This window comes from Kitasatospora sp. NPDC049285 (assembly GCF_040678815.1).
Taxonomy (GTDB): domain Bacteria; phylum Actinomycetota; class Actinomycetes; order Streptomycetales; family Streptomycetaceae; genus Kitasatospora.
On sequence record NZ_JBFAQR010000006.1, the window covers coordinates 75,476 to 90,090 of the forward strand.

Consider the following 14,615-nt stretch of genomic DNA (forward strand, 5'->3'; position numbering starts at 1 on the left):
TGACGGTCAGGCCAACTCGGCTTCGAAGAGGGCGCGTTCACGCCGGACGTAGGCGGCGTCGGCGAGGTACATCAGGTGGTGGCCGTCGGCGAGGTGGGAGGCGAAGGCGGCGTTGCCGGCGGCGGCCTCGGCGTGCATGAAGTCGACCAGGGCGTGCAGGCGGTCCGCGACGGCGTCCACCAGGGCGGCCCGGTCGGCCGGGTCCAGACCGTACGCGTCGCAGAACTCCCGTACCCGGCGGGCCTGTTCGACGGGCGTGCCGAAGCCGTCGGCGTTGCCGGGGGCCGTGGTGGGGGCCCAGCGGTAGACCGCGTAGGCGACGTCCCACAGCCGGGGGCCGGGGTGGGCGGTGTCGAAGTCGATGACGCCGACCACGCGTTCGCCGTCCAGGACGCAGTTGTGCGGGGCGAAGTCACCGTGGCAGACCACCTCGACGGGCTCGCGGGCGGGGAGCATCCAGCCGTCGGCGGTGTAGCCGAGGGTGGCGTCGTGGTACGCCCGCAGGAGGCGGGCGGCGGTCAGCAGCGCGGTGCGGGAGGCGGCGGCGGGCGTCGGCGGGTAGTTGGAGACCTCGCCGGGCAGGAAGTCGAGGATCTCGCGACCGTCCTCGGTCAGGCCGTGGAAGGCGGGGGCGGCGGTGAAGCCGCGAGCTCGGAGGTGGGTCAGGAGACCGTGCACGGCGGGCGACCTGGGGCCGGTGGGGCGGAGGACGGTGGCGCCGATGCGGACCACCTGGTTGACGCCGCCACGGAGGGTTTCCTGGTCGGGCACGGGGCTCCTTCGGGTCGACTCCTGCTGCGCGGGGAGTGTAGGCACAGCGGAGTCCGCCCGGGGAGGGGATTTCGGTCCTCGGGCGGACTGCGGGAGCGAACGAGGGAAGGGCGCCGGGGGGGTGAGAAGAGCGTCCCCCGCCGGGGAACGGGCTAGCGGCCGCCGAAGCCCTCGTCGGTGGAGACGACCTCGCGGCCGAGGGGCATCAGGGAGATGGGGATCATCTTGAGGTTCGCCCAGCCGAAGGGGATGCCGATGATGGAGAGGAAGAGCGGGATGCTGGTGACCAGGTGGGCGAGGGCGAGCCACCAGCCGGCGAAGACCAGCCAGATGACGTTGCCGACGCAGGAGGCGGCGCCGGCGTCGGGCTTCTCGACGGTGGTGCGGCCGAAGGGCCAGAGCATGAAGCCGGCCAGGCGGAACGCGGCGACGCCGAAGGGGATCGTGATGATCAGGATGAAGCAGATGATCCCGGCGATGGCGTAACCGATGGCCATCCAGAGTCCGCAGAAGAGCAGCCAGATGACGTTGAGTACGAAGTTGATCACCTTCATGGGTCCAGGCTCGCACATCGGGGGCGGATCGGGGACCGGGCGGAGCCCGGTTGTGGCAAGCGTGTGACGCGGGCGGGGCCGACGGGGTGCGAGGGACGGCGAAAGGCCCGTCCCGGGGCTTCCGGGGCGGGCCTTTCGCGGGTGGGAGGGGTCAGGTGAGGAGCTTGGCCTTCGCCTTCTGGTACTCCTCCTCGGTGAGCGCGCCGCTGTTCTTCATGTCCGCGAGCTTGGCCAGGTCGTCCACGTGGGACGCGGCGGCACCGCCGCCGGCGGGGGTGGCGGCGGTCTTGCGGATGTAGTCCTGGAACGCGGCGTCGGCCTGCTTGGCCTGGGTGATGTCGCGTTGGGTCATCGATCCGCCGCGGACGATCAGGTAGACCAGGACGCCGAGGAAGGGCAGCAGGATCACGAAGAACGTCCAGCCGGCCTTGCCCCAGCCGCCCATGTCGTCACTGCGGAAGATGTCCGTGATGATCTTGAAGAGCAGGAAGAACCAGAGGATCCAGAGGAACAGCTCCAGCATCGTCCAGAAGATGTTGAGCAGCGGATAGTTGTCCATGACGCTCCGATCCCGCACACGGTCCGACGAGTCGCCCCGGCGGCCGGATGGCGCAGGGGACGAAACGATTCGTATCACCATGAAACGGACATCGCATGCCAGGTGCGGCCACCGGGCGACCGGGGGGCTAGCTGGTCTCGATCTCGTTCTGCAGGCGGTCGAGCTCGGCGATGTCGGGGTGGTGCAGGTCGAAGGCCGGGGACTCGGAGCGGATCCGCGGCAGGGTGACGAAGTTGTGCCGGGGCGGCGGGCAGGAGGTGGCCCACTCCAGCGAGCGGCCGTAGCCCCACGGGTCGTCGACGCCGACCTTGGGCTGGTACTTGGCGGTGTGCCAGACGTTGTAGAGGAACGGCAGGGTGGACAGGCCGAGCAGGAACGAGCCGATGGTGGAGACGGTGTTGAGGGTGGTGAAGCCGTCCGAGGCGAGGTAGTCGGCGTAGCGGCGCGGCATGCCCTCGGCGCCCAGCCAGTGCTGGACCAGGAAGGTGGTGTGGAAGCCGACGAAGAGCGTCCAGAAGTGGACCCGGCCGAGGCGTTCGTCCAGCATCCTGCCGGTCATCTTGGGCCACCAGAAGTAGAAGCCGGCGAACATCGCGAAGACGACGGTGCCGAAGACCACGTAGTGGAAGTGGGCGACCACGAAGTACGAGTCGGAGACGTGGAAGTCCAGCGGCGGGGCGGCCAGGATGACGCCGGTGAGGCCGCCGAAGAGGAAGGTGACCAGGAAGCCGATCGACCAGAGCATCGGGGTCTCGAAGCTCAGCGAGCCCTGCCACATGGTGCCGATCCAGTTGAAGAACTTCACCCCGGTCGGGACGGCGATCAGGAAGGTCATGAAGGAGAAGAACGGCAGCAGCACCTGGCCGGTGACGAACATGTGGTGCGCCCAGACGGTGACCGACAGGCCGGTGATGGCGATGGTGGCGGCGATCAGGCCGGAGTAGCCGAAGGTCGGCTTGCGGCTGAAGACCGGGAAGATCTCGGTGACGATGCCGAAGAACGGCAGCGCGATGATGTACACCTCGGGGTGGCCGAAGAACCAGAACAGGTGCTGCCAGAGCATCGCGCCGCCGTTGGCCGGGTCGAAGACGTGCGCGCCGAACTTCCGGTCGGCCTCCAGGCAGAGCAGGGCGGCGGCCAGGACCGGGAAGGCCATCAGCACCAGGACCGAGGTGAGCAGGATGTTCCAGACGAAGATCGGCATCCGGAACATGGTCATCCCGGGCGCGCGCAGGCAGATGACCGTGGTGATGAAGTTGACCGAGCCGAGGATGGTGCCGAAGCCGGAGAAGGCCAGGCCCATGATCCACATGTCGGATCCGATGCCCGGCGAGTGCACCGCGCTGTTCAGCGGCGCGTAGGCGAACCAGCCGAAGTCGGCGGCGCCCTGCGGGGTGAGGAAGCCGCCGACGGCGATCAGCGAGCCGATCAGGTAGAGCCAGTAGGCGAAGGCGTTCAGCCGGGGGAAGGCGACGTCGGGGGCGCCGATCTGGAGCGGCATGAACCAGTTGGCGAAGCCCGCGAACAGCGGGGTGGCGAACATCAGCAGCATGATCGTGCCGTGCATGGTGAACGCCTGGTTGAACTGCTCGTTGGAGATCAACTGGGTCCCCGGCCGCGCCAGTTCGGCCCGCATCACCAGAGCCAGCACCCCGCCCACCAGGAAGAAGGCGAACGACGTCCCCATGTAGAGGGTGCCGATCTGCTTGTGATCGGTGGTGGTCAGCCAGACCACCAGCTTCCGGCCCCGGTACGGGCGGGAGGCGCGGCCGAAGCGGCGGCGCCGGCGGGGTGGCGCGGGCGGGCCGGACAGCCCCAGTTCGGCATCGCTCGGCAGCATCGTCACCGCACCGCACCTCCGGCCTCGGGTCTGGCAGTGCGTCAAGCACTACCAGTGCGGGCCGGGTGGGCCGGGGACGCTCGCCGCTGCGGTCGCCCACACGGGTCAGCGGCCGGCCAGGCGCTCCAGGCGGGCGATCCGCTCGCGCATCGGCGGGTGGGTGGAGAACAGCTTGGCGCCGACCTCGCCCGGGCGGAACGGGTTGGCGATCATCATGTGGCTGGCGGTCTGCAGCTGCGGCTCCGGCGGGAGCGGGAGGCGCTGGGTGCCGGACTCCAGCTTGCGCAGGGCGCTGGCCAGGGCGAGCGGGTCGCCGGTGATCCGGGCGCCGTCGGCGTCCGCCTGGTACTCGCGGGAACGGCTGACGGCCAGTTGGATCAGGCCCGCGGCGACCGGGCCGAGGATCATGATCAGCAGCAGCCCGACCAGGCCGGGGCCGTCGTCGTCGTCGCTGCGGCCGATCGGGATCAGCCAGGCGAAGTTGACCAGGAACATCACCACCGAGGCGAGCGCCCCGGCGACCGAGGAGATCAGGATGTCCCGGTTGTAGACGTGGCTGAGCTCGTGGCCGAGCACCCCGCGCAGCTCGCGCTCGTCCAGCAGCTGCAGGATGCCGTCGGTGCAGCAGACCGCGGCGTTGCGCGGGTTGCGGCCGGTGGCGAAGGCGTTCGGGGCGGGGGTGGGCGAGATGTACAGCCGGGGCATCGGCTGGCGGGCCGAGGTGGAGAGCTCGCGGACGATCCGGTACAGCTGCGGGGCCTCGATCTCGCTGACCGGGCGGGCCCGCATCGCGCGCAGCGCCAGCTTGTCGCTGTTCCAGTACGCGTAGGCGTTGGTGCCGACGGCCACCACCAGGGCGATCAGCAGGCCCGCCCGGCCGAAGAAGCTGCCGATCACCAGGATCAGCGCGGACAGTCCGCCGAGGAGGACGGCCGTCCGCAATCCGTTGTGGTGGCGGTGCACTGCGGGCCCTCCTGTGGTGCCTGTGGAGGCCCTCCGGCGGGCTCCCTCTGCCCGGATCAACGCCCCGAACTCGCGGGTTCGTTCCCCCGGGCACTCTCGCACAGGTCAGAACAGGCTGCCCGACACCACCTGAAGGACCAGTTGCGGAGCCACCGACAGCACGACCGCGCCGCAGGCCGCCAGGCCCAGCGCGGCGCTCAGCGAGGCCGGGGTGCGGCGCTGCTCGGGGGTCTCGGCGGCGGCCGGGGCGAACAGCAGCGCCGTCCACTTCAGGTAGTAGGCGAGCGCGATCACCACGTTCACCGCCATCACCACGGCCAGCCAGCCCAGGCCCGCGTCGACCGCGGCGCGGAACACCACGACCTTGCCGAACAGGCCGACCACGCCCGGCGGCAGGCCGGCCAGGCAGAGCAGGAAGAAGGCGAGGCCGTACGCCGCCCAGCGGTTGCGGGCGGCCAGGCCGCGGAAGTCGTCCAGCCGGCCCGAGCCACCGACCAGCGCGACCACGCCGAACGCGCCCAGGTTCACCAGGCCGTAGATCAGCGCGTACGCCACCGTCGCGCCCAGCGGCTCGGCGGAGTCGGCGTACCCGGCGGCGGCCAGCGGCACCAGCAGGTAGCCGGCCTGGCCGATCGAGGACCAGGCGAGCAGCCGCACCGCGCCGAACGCGGTGCCGGTGCGCTGGCGCAGCGCGGCGGCGTTGCCGACCGTCATGGTGAGCGCGGCGAGCACCGCCAGCACCAGGCCCCAGGTGTGGCCGTACGGGCGGAACGCCAGGGTGGTGACCAGGGCCAGGCCGGACAGGCCCGCCGCCTTGCCGACCACCGAGAGGTAGCCGGCCACCGGGAGCGGAGCGCCGACGTAGGTGTCGGGCACCCAGAAGTGGAACGGGACGGCGGCGGTCTTGAAGGCGAAGCCGACCAGGGTGAGCACCGCGCCGGCCTCGGCCAGCGGCTTCAGCTGGGCGGGGGCGTGCGCGAGGCCCTCGGCGACGCCCTGCAGCTGGAGGGTGCCGGCGGCGGCGTAGACGAAGCTGACGCCGAGCAGCATGACGGCGGTGGCGGTGACCGAGGACAGGAAGAACTTCAGCGCGCTCTCCGCGCCGCGGCCGTCCCGGCGCAGGGCGACCAGGGCGAAGGCGGGCAGCGAGGCCACCTCCAGGGCGATCACCAGGGTGGCGAGGTCGCGGGCGGCGGGCAGCAGGGCGGCGCCGCAGGCGGAGGAGAGCAGCAGGAACCAGTACTCGCCGCGGGGCAGCCGGTCGTCGTCGACGGTGTGCAGCGAGAGCAGCGCGGTGAGCAGCGCGCCGCCGAGGACGAGCAGTTGGAAGGCGAGCGCGAAGTGGTCGGCGGTGTAGGAGCAGCCGCCGCCGGGGCTCTTGAAGCAGAAGGTCGAGCGGGTGTCGCCGAGCACCAGTGGCAGCAGCATGGCCAGCGCGGCGAGCAGCCCGGTGACGGTCAGCCAGCCGAGCAGCCGCTTGCGGTCGTCGGGCAGGAACAGGTCGGCGACCAGCACGGCGAGGGCGGCGAGCGCGGCGATCAGCGGCGGGGCGATGGCGAGCCAGTCGACGGACTGGATCAGCCGGCCCGGGTCGGCGACGGCGAGCGAGGTCATGACGGGCTGCCCCAGGTCGTGAGTGGTGGTCATCAGCCGCCTCCGAGGAGGTGCTTGACGGCCGGGTCGGAGAGGCCGAGCAGCAGGGCCGGCCACAGGCCCGCGAGCAGGGTGAGCGCGGCGAGCGGCGTCCAGCTGGCGGCCTCGTAGCCCTTGATGTCCGGCAGGTCGGCGACCGGGGCGGGCTGCTTCGGGTCGCCCATGCAGACCCGCTTGACCACGATCAGCAGGTAGGCGGCGGTCAGCAGGGTGCCGAGGCCGGCCAGCACCATGTACGTCACGAAGGCGGGCCGGGACAGGCCCGCGGCCGGGTCGAAGGCGCCGTACATGGCGAGCAGTTCGCCCCAGAAGCCGGCCAGGCCGGGCAGGCCGAGGCTGGCGACGGCGGCGAACACCAGCAGCCCGCCGATCCGGGGCGCGCGGCCGTACAGGGCGGCGCCGGTGGTGCCGGACAGGGTGTCCAGGTCGGCGGTGCCGTAGCGGTCCTTGACGGCGCCGACCAGGAAGAACAGCAGGCCGGTGATCAGGCCGTGCGCGATGTTGGCGAACAGCGCGCCGTTCACTCCGGTCTGGGTGAGCGAGGCGATGCCGAGCAGCACGAAGCCCATGTGGCCGACCGAGGAGTACGCGATCAGCCGCTTCAGGTCACCCTTCGCGCCCTGCCGGGCCAGCGCCAGGCAGGCCAGCGAGCCGTAGACGATGCCGACGGCGGCGAACGCGCCGAGGTACGGGGCGTAGGTGGCGGTGCCGTCGGGGACGATCGGCAGCAGGACGCGGACCAGGCCGTAGGTGCCCATCTTGAGCATCACGCCGGCCAGCAGCACCGAGCCGGCGGTCGGCGCGGCGGTGTGCGCGTCGGGCAGCCAGGAGTGCAGCGGCCAGGCGGGGGCCTTCACGGCGAGGCCGACCAGGATGGCGAGCGCGGCGATCAGCTGGGTGGTGTGCGACAGGCCGGCGCCGTGCGCGTCGGCGAGCTTCACCATGTCGAAGGTGCCGGCCTTGACGCCGATCAGCAGGAAACCGAGCAGCATCACCGCGGAGCCGAGCAGGGTGTACAGGATGAACCGGTTGGCGGCCGCGACCTTCTGCCCGCTGCCCCAGCGGGCGATCAGGAAGTACATCGGGATCAGCACGATCTCGAAGGCCAGGAAGAACAGCAGCAGGTCGAGCACCGCGAAGGTGGCGAGCATGCCGGTCTCGAGCAGGAGCAGCAGCCCGGTGAAGCCCCGGCCTCCGGGGCCGTCGGGGAGCTTGCGCAGCGAGTACAGCGCGCACAGGAAGGTGAGCAGCGCGGTGAGCACCAGCAGCGGCAGCGAGATGCCGTCGGTGCCCAGGTGCAGGCGGACGTCCAGGGCCGGGATCCAGGCGACGTCGGTGACGGCCTGCATCCGGCTCGGGGCGTCGTGGTCGAAGCCGGCCGCCAGGGCGATCGCCAGCGCCAGGGTGGCGCCGGTGACGGCGGTGCCCAGGCGCAGCGCCTGCTTCTCGCCGATCGGGGCGAGGGTGGCGGCCGCGCCGAGCAGCGGCAGCACCAGGAGGGCGATGAGGACCGCGTTCATCGGGGGCTCCAAGGGCGTGCCGGGGACGGGAGCTGAAGGTGGGTCATGAGCCGACCGCCACCAGGACGGCGAGCAGGACGGCCCCGGCGAGCAGGGCGCTCAGGTAGCCCTGGGCGTTGCCGGTCTGGGCGAAGCGCACCGCCCGGCCGAGCCAGCCGGGGGCCGCGCCCGCGCCGCGGACGTAGGTCTCCACCACGGCCTTGTCCAGGAAGCGGACCAGCCGGGCGGCGGCCTCGGTGGGCCGGACGAACAGCAGGTGGTACAGCCGGTCGACGCCGAAGCCGTGCAGCGCGGGCCGGTAGAGCGGGCCGAGCAGGCGGGGCGCGGGGTCGGCCGGGAGGGTCTCGGCGGCCGGCGGCCCGGGCTGGCCGGGCACCAGCACCTGGCCGGCCGGCTGCTGCGCGGCCTGCCGCGAGGTGACGGTGCGCCAGGCGGCGTAGCTGATCAGGATGCCCGCGAGGGCGACGCCGGTGCCGATCACCGCGGTGGTGGTGGACGGGCGCAGCGACTCGCCGTCGAGCAGGGCGGGCAGCCAGTCGGTGCGCAGCCCGGCCAGGCCGAGGCCCATCGAGGGGACCGCCAGCACCCACAGCGGCCAGCGCATCGCGCCGGGCTCGGCCTTGGCGGGGTCGGCCTCGTCGATCTCCGGGGAGTACGGGGCGCCGGCCTGGTGGGTGCCCGCCGCGGCGGGGAGCGGCTTGCCGTGGAAGGCGACCAGCCACATCCGGGTGGCGTAGGCGCCGGTGAGCAGGGCGGTGAGCAGTCCGGCGCCGAGCACGATCGAGCCGGCCGCGGCCGGGACCGCGGAGGCCGGGCCGAGGCCGCCGGTGAGCGCCTCGCCGTTCGCGGCGTGCTCGGCGGCGGAGAGCACCGCCTCCTTGGAGAAGAAGCCGGCGAACGGCGGCAGGCCGATCAGGGCGATCAGGCCGATGCCCATCGTCCAGTAGGCGTCGGGGACGCGGTGGCGCAGGCCGTCGATCCGCGACATCACGCTGATCGAGTTGGTGTGCGCGGCGTGGATCACCACACCGGCGGCGAGGAACAGCAGCGCCTTGAACGCGCCGTGGGTGATCAGGTGGAAGACCGCGGCGTCGCGGTCGCCGGAGGCCAGCGCGCCGGCCATGTAGCCGAGCTGGCCGACCGTCGAGTAGGCGAGCACCCGCTTCAGGTCGTCCTGGGCCAGCGCGCACAGCGCCGAGCCGATCATGGTGATCGCGGCCATGATCGCGAGCACCAGCAGCGCGGTGGAGGACAGCAGGAAGACCGGCAGCAGCCGGGCGACCAGGTAGATGCCGGCCGCGACCATGGTGGCGGCGTGGATCAGCGCGGAGACCGGGGTCGGGCCGGCCATCGCGTCCGGCAGCCAGGTGTGCAGCGGGAACTGGGCGCTCTTGCCCGCGACGCCGCCCAGCAGCAGCAGCGCGATCAGCGTGGGGTGGCCGAGCCGGCCCTCGGCGGCGGCCTTCAGCACCTCGTCGATCCGGAAGCTGCCGGCGTCCGCGCCGAGCAGGAACAGGCCGAACAGGAACGGCACGTCGCCGAGCTTGGTGACCAGGAAGGCCTTCAGCGAGGCGCTGCGGGCGTCGGCGGTCTCCCAGTGGTGGCCGATCAGGAAGTACGAGCAGATGCCCATCACCTCCCAGCCGACCAGCAGCACGATCAGGTCGCCGGAGTAGACGACCAGGAACATCGCCGCGGTGAACAGCGAGACCAGCGCCGCGTACGAGGGGTAGCGCGGGTCGTCCTTCAGGTACGCGGTGGAGTAGACCTGCACGCAGGTGGCGACCAGGCCGACCAGCACCGAGATCAGCGAGGAGAAGCCGTCCAGGTGCAGGGCGAGCGAGATCTCCGGGCCGCCGGTGGGGGCCAGCCGGGTGGCGGCGTCCAGGGTGGCGCCGGTGCCCAGCTGAAGGGCCGTCACCAGGGCCAGCACGGCGGCCACCGCGACCGGCAGGACGGCCAGCGGGCGGGCCAGGCCCGGGTGGCGGCGTCCGGTGGCGAGGCCGGCGGCGGCGCCGAGCGCGGGCAGCGCCGGGACCAGGATCGGCAGGGCGAGGTTCATGCGGTGACCTGCGCCTTCTCGGTCTCGGCGGGCCGCTCGTCCGCGAGTTCGGCCTCGTGCCGGTCGCCGAGCGCGGTGATCCGGTCGACGTCGGCGGTGCGGCGGGTGCGGTAGACCAGCAGCACGACGGCCAGGCCGAGGCCGATCTCGGCGGCGGCGATGGTGATGGTGAACAGCGTGAGCGCCTGGCCGGCGTGCAGGGTGTCGCGCAGCCAGACGTCGAAGGCGACCAGGTTGAGGTTGACGGCGTTCAGCATCAGCTCGACCGACATCAGCACCAGGATGACGTTGCGCCGGGCGAGCACGCCGTAGACGCCGACGCTGAACAGCAGCGCGGCGAGGACTGCGGGGTAGGCGAGATGCACTCTCAGCGCTCCTTGCGGGACAGCACGATCGCGCCGACCAGGGCGGCGAGCAGCAGCACCGAGAGCGCCTCGAACGGCAGCACCCAGTGCGAGAACAGGTACTCACCGGTCAGCCGGGTGGTGCCGGCCGCGCCGGACAGGTCGATCCAGGACGAGCGGAAGGCGTCCACCACCAGGGTGACCAGGGTCGCGGCGGAGGCCAGGCCGACCGCCAGCGCGGCCGGGCGGTTGCCGGAGTCGGCGTCCGGGGAGCGGCCGATCGGGGCGCGGGTGAGCATCAGCCCGAACAGCACCAGCACCACCACCGAGCCCAGGTACACCAGCACCTGCACCCAGGCCACGAACTCGGCCGTCAGCAGCAGGAACTCCACCGCCAGGCCGCCGAGCGCGACCACCAGCCAGAGCGCGGCGTGCACCAGCTGACGGGTGGTCACCGAGACCACCGCGGCGCCGAGCACGAGCACCCCGACCAGCAGGAAGACGACCTCCTGCCCGGTCGGCGAGAGGTACGAGCGCGCCGCGGGCTCCAGCGAGCCGGCCGCGGCCAGCAGGGTGCTCAACTCTCCCCACCCTCCTGCTCCTGGGCCGCCGCGGCGGCGGCGAGCTTGTCGGCCGCCTTGCGGGCCATGGCGATCTCCTTGGGCTCCTCCGCCGCACCGTCGTGCGCGGGCGGCGCGGGGACGGTCCACATCCACTCGCGCAGCCGGTCCCGCTCGTGGGTGAGCTCGCGGATGTCGGTCTCCGCGTACTCGAACTCCGGGGACCAGAACAGCGCGTCGAACGGGCAGACCTCGATGCAGATCCCGCAGTACATGCACAGCGAGAAGTCGATCGCGAAGCGGTCCAGCACGTTGCGGGTGCGGGCCCGGGCGTTCGGGTCGGCGGCGGGCAGCGTCTCCTTGTGGGAGTCGATGTAGATGCACCAGTCCGGGCACTCGCGGGCGCACAGCATGCAGACCGTGCAGTTCTCCTCCAGCAGCCCGATCACCCCGCGGGAGCGGGGCGGCAGCGCGGGCTGCACGTCGGGGTACTGCGCGGTGACGGTCCTGCGGGTCATCGTGCGCATGGTGACGGCCAGGCCCTTGGCCAGGCCGCTGCCGGGAATCTTCATCAGGAGATCGCCACCTTGATGATGCCGGTGAGGGCGAGCTGGGCCAGGGCGAGCGGGATCAGCACCGTCCAGGCGAAACGCATCAGCTGGTCCTCGCGCAGCCGCGGGTAGGTGACCCGCAGCCAGAGCACCACGAAGGCCAGCGCCAGGGTCTTCAGCAGCGTCCACAGCCAGCCGAGGCCGTCGGAGAACGGGCCGTGCCAGCCGCCGAGGAAGAGCACCGAGGTCAGCGCGCAGATCACCACGATGCCCGCGTACTCGGCGAGCAGGAAGAGCGCGAACCGCAGGCCGGTGTACTCGGTGTACGCGCCGAAGATGATCTCCGAGTCGGCCACCGGCATGTCGAACGGCGGGCGCTGCAGCTCGGCCAGGCCCGCGGTGAAGAACACGAACGCGCCGATCAGCTGCCACGGGATCCACCACCAGTGGAAGGCGTCCACGATCCCCGGCAGCGACACCGTCCCGGCCGCCATCGCCACCGACGCGGCGGCCAGCAGCATCGGCAGCTCGTACGACATCAGCTGCGCGGCGGAGCGCAGCGCGCCCAGCAGCGAGAACTTGTTGGCCGACGCCCAGCCCGCCATCAGCGAGCCGAGCACGCCGATGCCCATCACCGCGAGCACGAAGAAGATGCCCGCGTCGATCGCCTGCCCGACGAAGCCGTTCGGCCCGACCGGGATCGCCAGCAGCACCAGCAGGTACGGCAGCAGCGCCACCGCCGGGGCGGCCTGGAAGATCCGCCGGTCGGCACCGGCCGGGACGACGTCCTCCTTCTGCGCGAACTTCACGCCGTCGGCGACCAGCTGCGCCCAGCCGTGGAAGCCGCCCGCGTACATCGGGCCGAGCCGGCCCTGCATGTGCGCCATCACCTTGTGCTCGGTCTGCCCGACCACCAGCGGCAGCACCAGGAACACCGCCAGCGTCCCGACGCAGCGCAGCAGCGTGTCGATGAGGTTCACGCGCTGTCTCCGTTCCGGTCGGTGGGCTGGTCGGGTTCGCTGTCGGGCTGCGACGGCTCGCGCTGCGGCTGCTCGGGCTGCGGCTGCTCGGGCTCGGGCCGCTGCTCGGGCTCGGCCTCCGGCGCGGGGACGGCGTCAGGTTTCGCCGCGGGCGCGGGCGCGGCCTCGGGCACCGCCTCCGATCCGGGCTTCTCGTCGTACGCCGGGACCGGCGCGTGCCACGGGGCGTCGCTCGACCGGCGCGGGGCGGGCTCGGGCGCGGTGCCGGGCGTCGCCGGGGTGTCGGGCGCCTGGCTGACCGAGCCCTCGCCGACACTGCGGGTGCGGCGCGGACGGTCGGCGCGGACCGGCGGGGTGTCGCCCTCGGCCGGTGCGGCCTGGGTGGCGGAGCCCTCGCCGACGCTGCGGGTACGGCGCGGACGGTCGACCCCGGCGGCCGCTCCGGCCCGGGCGGCCCGGGCGGGGCGTTCGGCGACCGGCGGGAGGGTGCCCTTGAGCGGGCCCCACTCGTTCGGGTCGGGGACGCCGGCCGGCTGCATCTTGCGCCGGGCCGGGCCGCCGTGGTCGGCGGACTCGCCGGGCTCCTTGGCGCCCGGCCAGTCCTTGGCGACCCGGGCGGCCAGCACGAAGTCCTTGCGCAGCGGGTGGCCCTCGAAGCCGTCCGGCAGCAGCAGGGCGATCAGGTGCGGGTGTCCGGCGAAGTCGATGCCGAACATCTCGTGGGTCTCGCGCTCGTGCCAGGCGGCGCCCGCGTACACGCCCGTGGCGGTGGGCAGCACGGCCCCCTCGCGCGGCACCCGGGTGCGCAGCAGCAGCCGGCGCACCTCGCCGGGCCGGCCGACGGCGGCGAGGTGGGCGCAGACCGCGAAGCCCTCGGCGAGGTCGTCGACGGCGCTCAGCCAGTCCAGGAAGGCGAGGCCGAGCCCGTCGCGGGCGGCGGTGAGCGCCTCGATCCAGTGCTCGGCGGGCACGTCGACGGTGAGCAGCTGGTACGCCTCGGCACCGCTCGCCCAGGGCCCGATCGCGGCGGCGGTGCGCTCGGCCGCCGTGGGCTCGGCGGGAGTTGACGGCTCGTCGGGCGTCGGGGCGTCCGGGGTGTCGGTCACTGGCCCTCCCCCGGGACGGTCGGCGCGGGCGGCGCGGCCTGCAACGGGCGGCGCAGTGCGGCGTCGGGTGCGGCGTAGCGCTGCGGGACGTCCTCGGCGGCGATCTTCTCCTGCAGCTTGAGGATGCCCTGCAGCAGCGCCTCGGGCCGGGGCGGGCAGCCGGGCACGTAGACGTCGACCGGGATGATCTGGTCGACGCCCTTGGTGACCGAGTACGAGTCCCAGTACGGGCCGCCGGAGTTGGAGCAGGCGCCGAAGGAGATCACGTACTTGGGCTCCGGCATCTGCTCGTAGAGCCGCTTGACGGCGGGCGCCATCTTGTCGGTGACGGTGCCGGAGACGATCATCAGGTCGGCCTGGCGCGGGCCGGGCGCGAACGGGATGACGCCCATTCGGATGAAGTCGTGCTTGGCCATCGACGCGGCGATGAACTCGATCGCGCAGCAGGCCAGGCCGAAGTTGAAGCACCAGAGGCTGTACCGGCGGCCCCAGTTGAGCACCACCTTGACCGGGTCCGGGGCCAGCCGGGCGAGCGGGCCGAGGCGCCGCTGCTCGACCGCGGCGCCGGGGTGGGCCGGGTCGGGGATGCCGAGCGGGACGGGGCCGGAGCCCGGCGTCCCGTGCGAATGCGTCACGTCCATTCCAGAACGCCCTTCTTCCAGGCGTAGAGCAGCCCGACCGCGAGGAAGCCGATGAAGACGAACATCTCCACCAGCGTGGTCGCGCCGTATCCCGCCGCCGCGAAGACCGTGGCCCACGGGAACAGGTAGATCGCGTCGACCGCGAAGATCACGTACAGGAAGGCGTAGACGTAGTACCGGACCTGGGTGTGGGCCCAGCCCTCACCGACCGGGTCGACGCCGCACTCGTAGGTGAGCAGCTTCTCCGGGGTGTGGACGACCGGCCGCAGCAGGCGGTTGGCGGTGAAGGCCACCGCGACGAAGAGGACGCCGATGACCGTCAGCAGGCCGACGGCCGCGTAGGCGTCGAAGTAGCCGCTGCCGACGGCGGGGTCGGCAGCGAGCGGCTGCCCCTCCATGCGTTCGCCCTTCTTCTTTGCCAGTCAATGACCATCGCTAACGCGCGAGTCTATGTGCACCGTCCGTTTACCCCTTCACCCGCCCGCCCTGCAAGACGGTCCACCACCGGGGG

The 14,615-nt window shown here is 72.4% G+C and carries 15 protein-coding genes; all 15 read right to left on the minus strand.

Translation table 11 applies throughout. The features are described from left to right. Positions 1-6: 6 nt before the first annotated feature. The 15 genes from AB0K51_RS06465 to AB0K51_RS06535 all read right to left on the minus strand — a co-directional run bounded on the left by AB0K51_RS06465 (position 7) and on the right by AB0K51_RS06535 (position 14,502). On the minus strand, positions 7-771 hold the full coding sequence (locus AB0K51_RS06465; RefSeq protein ID WP_363451171.1) for a phosphotransferase: 765 nt from the start codon (positions 769-771) through the stop codon (positions 7-9). 152 nt (positions 772-923) lie between these two features. Beyond that, entirely contained in the window at positions 924-1,325 is a 402-nt protein-coding gene (locus AB0K51_RS06470; RefSeq protein ID WP_363451173.1) for a YccF domain-containing protein, read from the minus strand. Between the two features lie 151 nt (positions 1,326-1,476). Next, positions 1,477-1,884, minus strand: a complete 408-nt coding sequence (locus AB0K51_RS06475) for an SHOCT domain-containing protein (RefSeq protein WP_363451175.1) — start codon at positions 1,882-1,884, stop codon at positions 1,477-1,479. A 127-nt stretch (positions 1,885-2,011) separates the two neighbouring features. Then, positions 2,012-3,724, minus strand: a complete 1,713-nt coding sequence (gene ctaD, locus AB0K51_RS06480) for a cytochrome c oxidase subunit I (protein WP_363451412.1) — start codon at positions 3,722-3,724, stop codon at positions 2,012-2,014. A 105-nt stretch (positions 3,725-3,829) separates the two neighbouring features. Further along, positions 3,830-4,687, minus strand: coding sequence for a zinc metalloprotease HtpX (gene htpX, locus AB0K51_RS06485; RefSeq protein ID WP_363451177.1), 858 nt, complete (start codon positions 4,685-4,687; stop codon positions 3,830-3,832). 105 nt (positions 4,688-4,792) lie between these two features. Beyond that, complete coding sequence (locus AB0K51_RS06490; protein ID WP_363451414.1) at positions 4,793-6,301, minus strand: NADH-quinone oxidoreductase subunit N; 1,509 nt, start codon at positions 6,299-6,301, stop codon at positions 4,793-4,795. A gap of 32 nt (positions 6,302-6,333) precedes the next feature. Then, positions 6,334-7,860 (minus strand): NADH-quinone oxidoreductase subunit M, encoded by a 1,527-nt coding sequence (locus tag AB0K51_RS06495; RefSeq protein ID WP_363451179.1) that lies wholly within the window; start codon positions 7,858-7,860, stop codon positions 6,334-6,336. 43 nt (positions 7,861-7,903) lie between these two features. Beyond that, positions 7,904-9,922 carry an NADH-quinone oxidoreductase subunit L gene (locus AB0K51_RS06500; RefSeq protein WP_363451181.1) on the minus strand — a complete coding sequence of 673 codons (2,019 nt, stop codon included), beginning with the start codon at positions 9,920-9,922 and terminating at the stop codon, positions 7,904-7,906. After that, a complete protein-coding gene (nuoK, locus tag AB0K51_RS06505) occupies positions 9,919-10,287 on the minus strand; it encodes an NADH-quinone oxidoreductase subunit NuoK (protein ID WP_363451183.1) in 369 nt (122 codons plus the stop codon). The genes AB0K51_RS06500 and nuoK overlap by 4 nt, the downstream gene beginning before the upstream one ends. Before the next feature lie 2 nt (positions 10,288-10,289). Further along, positions 10,290-10,835: an NADH-quinone oxidoreductase subunit J gene (locus AB0K51_RS06510; RefSeq protein ID WP_363451416.1), complete on the minus strand. Its 546-nt coding sequence runs from the start codon at positions 10,833-10,835 to the stop codon at positions 10,290-10,292. A gap of 8 nt (positions 10,836-10,843) precedes the next feature. Then, positions 10,844-11,401 (minus strand): NADH-quinone oxidoreductase subunit I, encoded by a 558-nt coding sequence (locus AB0K51_RS06515; RefSeq protein WP_363451418.1) that lies wholly within the window; start codon positions 11,399-11,401, stop codon positions 10,844-10,846. Then, positions 11,398-12,357: an NADH-quinone oxidoreductase subunit NuoH gene (nuoH, locus tag AB0K51_RS06520; RefSeq protein WP_363451185.1), complete on the minus strand. Its 960-nt coding sequence runs from the start codon at positions 12,355-12,357 to the stop codon at positions 11,398-11,400. The genes AB0K51_RS06515 and nuoH overlap by 4 nt, the downstream gene beginning before the upstream one ends. Next, positions 12,354-13,379, minus strand: coding sequence for an NADH-quinone oxidoreductase subunit C (locus AB0K51_RS06525; protein WP_363451420.1), 1,026 nt, complete (start codon positions 13,377-13,379; stop codon positions 12,354-12,356). Before AB0K51_RS06525 ends, nuoH begins: the two co-directional genes overlap by 4 nt. A gap of 80 nt (positions 13,380-13,459) precedes the next feature. After that, positions 13,460-14,104 carry an NADH-quinone oxidoreductase subunit B family protein gene (locus tag AB0K51_RS06530; protein ID WP_363451187.1) on the minus strand — a complete coding sequence of 215 codons (645 nt, stop codon included), beginning with the start codon at positions 14,102-14,104 and terminating at the stop codon, positions 13,460-13,462. Continuing rightward, positions 14,095-14,502: an NADH-quinone oxidoreductase subunit A gene (locus tag AB0K51_RS06535; protein WP_363451189.1), complete on the minus strand. Its 408-nt coding sequence runs from the start codon at positions 14,500-14,502 to the stop codon at positions 14,095-14,097. The genes AB0K51_RS06530 and AB0K51_RS06535 overlap by 10 nt, the downstream gene beginning before the upstream one ends. Between the last annotated feature and the right edge of the window lie 113 nt (positions 14,503-14,615).

Coding starts and splice junctions, on each gene's coding strand:
- AB0K51_RS06470 (WP_363451173.1), bottom strand. CDS start 1,325: ATGAAGGTGATCAACTTCGTACTCAACGTCATCTGGCTGCTCTTCTGC.
- AB0K51_RS06475 (WP_363451175.1), bottom strand. CDS start 1,884: ATGGACAACTATCCGCTGCTCAACATCTTCTGGACGATGCTGGAGCTG.
- ctaD (WP_363451412.1), bottom strand. CDS start 3,724: ATGCTGCCGAGCGATGCCGAACTGGGGCTGTCCGGCCCGCCCGCGCCA.
- AB0K51_RS06490 (WP_363451414.1), bottom strand. CDS start 6,301: ATGACCTCGCTCGCCGTCGCCGACCCGGGCCGGCTGATCCAGTCCGTC.
- AB0K51_RS06495 (WP_363451179.1), bottom strand. CDS start 7,860: ATGAACGCGGTCCTCATCGCCCTCCTGGTGCTGCCGCTGCTCGGCGCG.
- AB0K51_RS06500 (WP_363451181.1), bottom strand. CDS start 9,922: ATGAACCTCGCCCTGCCGATCCTGGTCCCGGCGCTGCCCGCGCTCGGC.
- AB0K51_RS06530 (WP_363451187.1), bottom strand. CDS start 14,104: ATGGACGTGACGCATTCGCACGGGACGCCGGGCTCCGGCCCCGTCCCG.
- AB0K51_RS06535 (WP_363451189.1), bottom strand. CDS start 14,502: ATGGAGGGGCAGCCGCTCGCTGCCGACCCCGCCGTCGGCAGCGGCTAC.